This is a genomic window from Stenotrophomonas sp. PS02298 (assembly GCF_029959445.1).
Lineage (GTDB): Bacteria > Pseudomonadota > Gammaproteobacteria > Xanthomonadales > Xanthomonadaceae > Stenotrophomonas.
On record NZ_JASCOR010000233.1, the window covers coordinates 1 to 4,582 of the forward strand.

The following is a 4,582-nucleotide window of genomic DNA, read 5'->3' on the forward strand; positions in this document are numbered from 1 at the left end:
GAGCCATGCTCGGCAGAGGCCTTACCGGGAAAGCCCTAGCCGAGCATGGCTCGGCACTACAGGTGAAGCTGCAGTCCGTTCTATGCCGACTGCAGCTGCGCCAGGAACCGCCGCGGCGCGCCGTCAAACCCACCGTTTGACATGAAAACCACGTGGTCGCCCGCACGCGTGACATCACCGAGCTTGGCCAACAATGCGTCGGTATCGCTGACTGCCTGCGCATCGCCGCGCACCGCATCGATCACCTTGGCCGCATCCCACGGCAGCTCCGGCCGGGCCAGGAACACCACCGCGTCGGCGATATCCAGCGACGGCGCCAATGCCTCCGAATGCGCACCCAATCGCATCGAATTGCTGCGCGGCTCCATCGCCACCACGATGCGTGCATCGCCAACCTTTGCGCGCAAGCCTTGCAGCGTGGTGTGGATGGCGGTCGGGTGATGGGCGAAATCATCGTAGATGGTGATGTCCTGCGCCTGACCGATCACTTCCATGCGTCGCTTGACGCTGTGGAAGCCTGCCAAAGCTGGCGCGACGCCGGCAATCTCGACACCCACTGCATGCACGGCGGCCAGGGCAGCCAGACCATTGAGCACGTTGTGCCGGCCCAGCAGCGACCATTCCACGGTCGCCACTTCCGTGCCCCGGTGCAGCACGGCGAACGCACTGCCATCCTGGTTGATCAGGCGTGCGCTCCATTCCAGCGACGGATCGAAGCCGAAGCGCTCCACCGGCGTCCAGCAGCCCATCGCCAGCACTTCGGCCAGGTACTTGTCCTCGCCATTGACGATCAGGCGACCACGGCCGGGCACGGTACGTACCAGGTGATGGAACTGGCGCTGGATCGCGGCCACATCCGGGAAGATGTCGGCGTGATCGAATTCCAGATTGTTGAGGATGGCGACCAAGGGGCGGTAATGGACGAACTTGCTGCGCTTGTCGAAGAACGCGGTGTCGTATTCGTCAGCTTCAACAACAAAAAGTGGTCGATTTGACACTGATCGATCCGAAAGGATCGATGCGTCCTCCCCTTCCCCCGCCGGGGGAAGGTGCCCCGCAGGGGCGGATGAGGGTAAGGCCTTACCCGCACTCCCAGCCAGCGACCTACCCAACCGCGCCGACACCCCGAAATCCTCCGCCACGCCACCGATCAGGAAGCCCGGCTCACGCCCGGCCGCCTGCAGCAGGAAGGACAGGATGGTGGTGGTGGTGGTCTTGCCGTGCGTGCCGGCCACCGCCAGGGTGTCGCGGCCCGGCAGCACCTGTTCGGACAGCCATTGCGCACCTGATGTATAGCGTCGGCCCGAATCCAGCACCGCCTCTACCGCCGGATTGCCGCGCGACAGTGCATTGCCGACCACTACTTCGTCGCAATCGGGACTGATATTGCCCGGCAGATAGCCCTGCGAAAGGCTGATCCCCAAGGTTTCCAATTGGGTGGACATCGGCGGGTATACCGCCTGATCGCTGCCTTCGACCTGATGACCGAGTTCGCGGGCCAGAGCGGCCACGCCGCCCATGAAAGTGCCGGCAATGCCGAGGATATGGATCTTGCTCATCCCCAGATTGTCGCCGATGCGCCGGTTTAGGGGTATCCAGATCCAAGTTGAGCTGTATCCCCAATCGCCTGTAGGGGATTCCCCGATACCGTCACGCGGCATTCACAATGAAAATACGTGACGCCAGCCTCAGTATCCCTCAGGTCCTACTCCCCAAGAGGCCATCCCCAGGGAGCTCATGCTGATGGGGCCGTGAGCACGCCCTTAGCTGGCTTTTTATAAGCGAAACGCCCGGTTCCAGCACATGGCCCCGGGCGTTTCTGTATGCGTGGCCGCCGCAGCGAGCACGCAGATGGGCGCACGGCGGTCAGCCGCCGGCGCCCTCCATCATCAGCGCTTGATCGCCGCCAGGATGCGGGCCAGCACTTCGTCCAGCGCGCCAACGCCATCGACGCGCGCCAGGATGCCCTTGGCGGCGTAGAAGTCGATCACCGGTGCGGTGGAATCGTTGTAGACCTGCAGACGCTGACGCACCGATTCCGGATTGTCGTCGGCGCGGCCCTGCTCCTGGGCGCGGCCAGCGATGCGCTCGACCAGCAGTTCGGTCGGTACGTCCAACTGCACGATGGCATCCAGCGGCTGGTTCAGCTTGGCCAGCAGTTCGCCCAGCGCGTTGGCCTGGGCCACGTTGCGCGGGTAACCATCGAGGATGAAGCCCTTGGCGGTATCGGCCTGCGACAGGCGCGATTCCAGCATGCCCAGCAGGATGTCGTCGGACACCAGGTTGCCGGCATCCATCACCGCCTTGGCCTGCTTGCCCAGCTCGGTGCCGGCAGCCACTTCGGCGCGCAGCAGGTCACCGGTGGAAATGTGCGGAACCTGCAGTTGTTCCTTCAGGCTCGTCGCCTGCGTGCCCTTGCCCGAACCGGGCGGTCCCAACAGAACCAATCGCATTCCTGACTCCCATATGTTTTGAGGAAACGGGACGGACAGCGGCGTTAGACTCATGGGCCGATTCACGCTGCACCGCAATATGTGCAGCTTACCGCATCCGGCCAATGTCCCGGAATGTCCTCCCGCTCTGGAGAGTATTGCCCATGTCAAAAGGCACCTTGCTGTATGCCCAGTCCGGCGGCGTCACCGCCGTCATCAACGCCACCGCCTCGGCCGTCATCGCCGAGGCAAGAGCCAGGAAAATCAAGGTGTTGGCTGCGCGCAACGGCATCCTCGGCGCGTTGCGCGAGGAGCTGATCGACACCTCGAAGGAGTCGGCCGCCAACATCACCGCGCTGGCCCACACCCCGGGCGGCGCGTTCGGCTCGTGCCGCTACAAGCTCAAGTCGCTGGATGCCGACCGCGCCAAGTACGAGCGCCTGCTGGAGGTATTCAAGGCGCATGACGTGCGCTGGTTCCTCTACAACGGCGGCAATGACTCGGCCGACACCGCCTTGAAGGTCTCGCAGCTGGCCAAGGAGTACGGCTACCCGCTGACCTGCGTGGGCGTACCCAAGACCATCGACAACGATCTGGCGGTCACCGACACCTGCCCGGGCTTCGGCTCGGCGGCCAAGTACACCACGATCTCGGTGCGCGAGGCCGCGCTGGACGTGGCAGCGATGGCCGAGACCTCCACCCGCGTCTTCATCTACGAGGCGATGGGCCGTCATGCCGGTTGGCTGGCAGCGGCGGCTGGCCTGGCTGGCGAGAACCCGGACGATGCGCCGCAGATCATCCTGCTGCCGGAGCGCGCCTATGACGAGCCGGTGTTCCTCGCCAAGGTGAAACAAGTGGTCGAGAAGGTTGGCTTCTGCGTTGTCGTGGCCAGCGAAGGCATCCATACCGCCGATGGCCAGTTCGTCGCCGATGCCGGCGGGGTCAAGGATTCCTTCGGCCACACCCAGCTCGGCGGCGTGGCTTCGTATCTGGCCGGCAAGGTCAAGGCCGAACTCGGCTACAAGGTGCACTGGACCCTGCCCGACTACCTGCAGCGCTCGGCCCGCCATATCGCCTCCAAGACCGACTGGGAACAAGCACAGGCAGTGGGCAAGGCGGCAGTGCAGTTCGCACTGAAGGGACAGAACTCGGTGATGCCGGTAATCGTGCGCAGCTCGGACGTGCCGTATCGCTGGAAGATCGAAGCCGCGCCGCTGTCAAAGGTCGCCAACCACGAAAAGAAGATGCCGGCCAGCTTCATCCGCAAGGATGGTTTCGGCATCACCGAAAAGGCGCGCCGCTACCTGCAGCCACTGATCCGTGGCGAAGCGCCGCTGCCGTATGGCCGCGACGGCCTGCCGAAGTACGTGACCCTGAAGAACGTCGCCGTGGCGAAGAAACTGGCAGCCTGGGAAGGCTGATGTCGCGCGTTCGCCGGTGCTGTCTGCGGCCTCCGCGTCGCTTCACTGCTGGTTCCAGGGCGATGCAGTGCATCGCCTTGCTGCTGTGCATGGCATCCGCGCAACTGGCCGGCGCCTACACACCGCAGGATGGCGACGTCGTCTTCCACACCTCCACCTCCAGCCAAAGTGCAGCAGTACAGGCCGCCACCGGCTCGCGTTACAGCCATATGGGTGTCGTCCTGCTGCGTGGCGGTCAAGCCCACGTATTGGAAGCGGTGCAGCCGGTGCGGTATACGCCCTTGCAGGCTTGGTTGGATCGCGGTGCGCAGCGTCACTACGTGATCAAACGCCCATCAAGGCCGCTGACAACGGCAAACAAGGCCCGGATGCATACCGCCGCCACACGCTATGTGGGCCGCCCCTATGACCTGGGCTTCGAGTGGTCCGACCAACGCATCTATTGCTCGGAGCTGGTGTGGAAGCTGTACCGCGACGCCGCCGGCATCGAACTGGCGCCACTGGCGCGCCTGGACAGCTTCAACCTGCAGGCACCGGTGGTCCGCAGCAAACTGCGCGAACGTTACGGCAACCATGTCCCGTTGGCCGAGCCGGTGATTTCGCCAGCGGCCATCTTCGCCTCACCCTTGCTGGTGACGGTTGACCAGCGCTGACGGAACCACTGCGTAGTGCCGAGCCATGCTCGGCAGAGGCTTTCCCGGTAACGCCCCAGCCGAGCATGGCTCGGCT

Annotated in this window: 4 protein-coding genes; 2 read left to right on the forward strand and 2 right to left on the reverse strand. The window is 64.3% G+C overall.

Annotated features, from left to right (window positions below):
• Positions 1-80: 80 nt before the first annotated feature.
• Both mpl and QMX78_RS20125 read right to left on the reverse strand, forming a co-directional pair.
• Positions 81-1,559, reverse strand: a complete 1,479-nt coding sequence (gene mpl / locus QMX78_RS20120; RefSeq protein WP_282272968.1) for a UDP-N-acetylmuramate:L-alanyl-gamma-D-glutamyl-meso-diaminopimelate ligase — start codon at positions 1,557-1,559, stop codon at positions 81-83.
• A 330-nt stretch (positions 1,560-1,889) separates the two neighbouring features.
• Positions 1,890-2,453: an adenylate kinase gene (locus QMX78_RS20125; RefSeq protein WP_282272970.1), complete on the reverse strand. Its 564-nt coding sequence runs from the start codon at positions 2,451-2,453 to the stop codon at positions 1,890-1,892.
• Between the two features lie 143 nt (positions 2,454-2,596).
• Between QMX78_RS20125 and QMX78_RS20130 the strand changes: the two genes are divergently transcribed.
• Positions 2,597-3,853, forward strand: coding sequence for a 6-phosphofructokinase (locus QMX78_RS20130; RefSeq protein WP_282272972.1), 1,257 nt, complete (start codon positions 2,597-2,599; stop codon positions 3,851-3,853).
• The gene (locus QMX78_RS20135; protein WP_282272974.1) at positions 3,853-4,506 is read left to right on the forward strand and encodes a YiiX family permuted papain-like enzyme; all 654 of its coding nucleotides are present in this window, start codon (positions 3,853-3,855) and stop codon (positions 4,504-4,506) included. The genes QMX78_RS20130 and QMX78_RS20135 overlap by 1 nt, the downstream gene beginning before the upstream one ends.
• Positions 4,507-4,582 lie beyond the last annotated feature (76 nt).

Coding starts and splice junctions, on each gene's coding strand:
- QMX78_RS20125 (WP_282272970.1), bottom strand. CDS start 2,453: ATGCGATTGGTTCTGTTGGGACCGCCCGGTTCGGGCAAGGGCACGCAG.
- QMX78_RS20135 (WP_282272974.1), top strand. CDS start 3,853: ATGTCGCGCGTTCGCCGGTGCTGTCTGCGGCCTCCGCGTCGCTTCACT.
- mpl (WP_282272968.1), bottom strand. CDS start 1,559: ATGAGCAAGATCCATATCCTCGGCATTGCCGGCACTTTCATGGGCGGC.
- QMX78_RS20130 (WP_282272972.1), top strand. CDS start 2,597: ATGTCAAAAGGCACCTTGCTGTATGCCCAGTCCGGCGGCGTCACCGCC.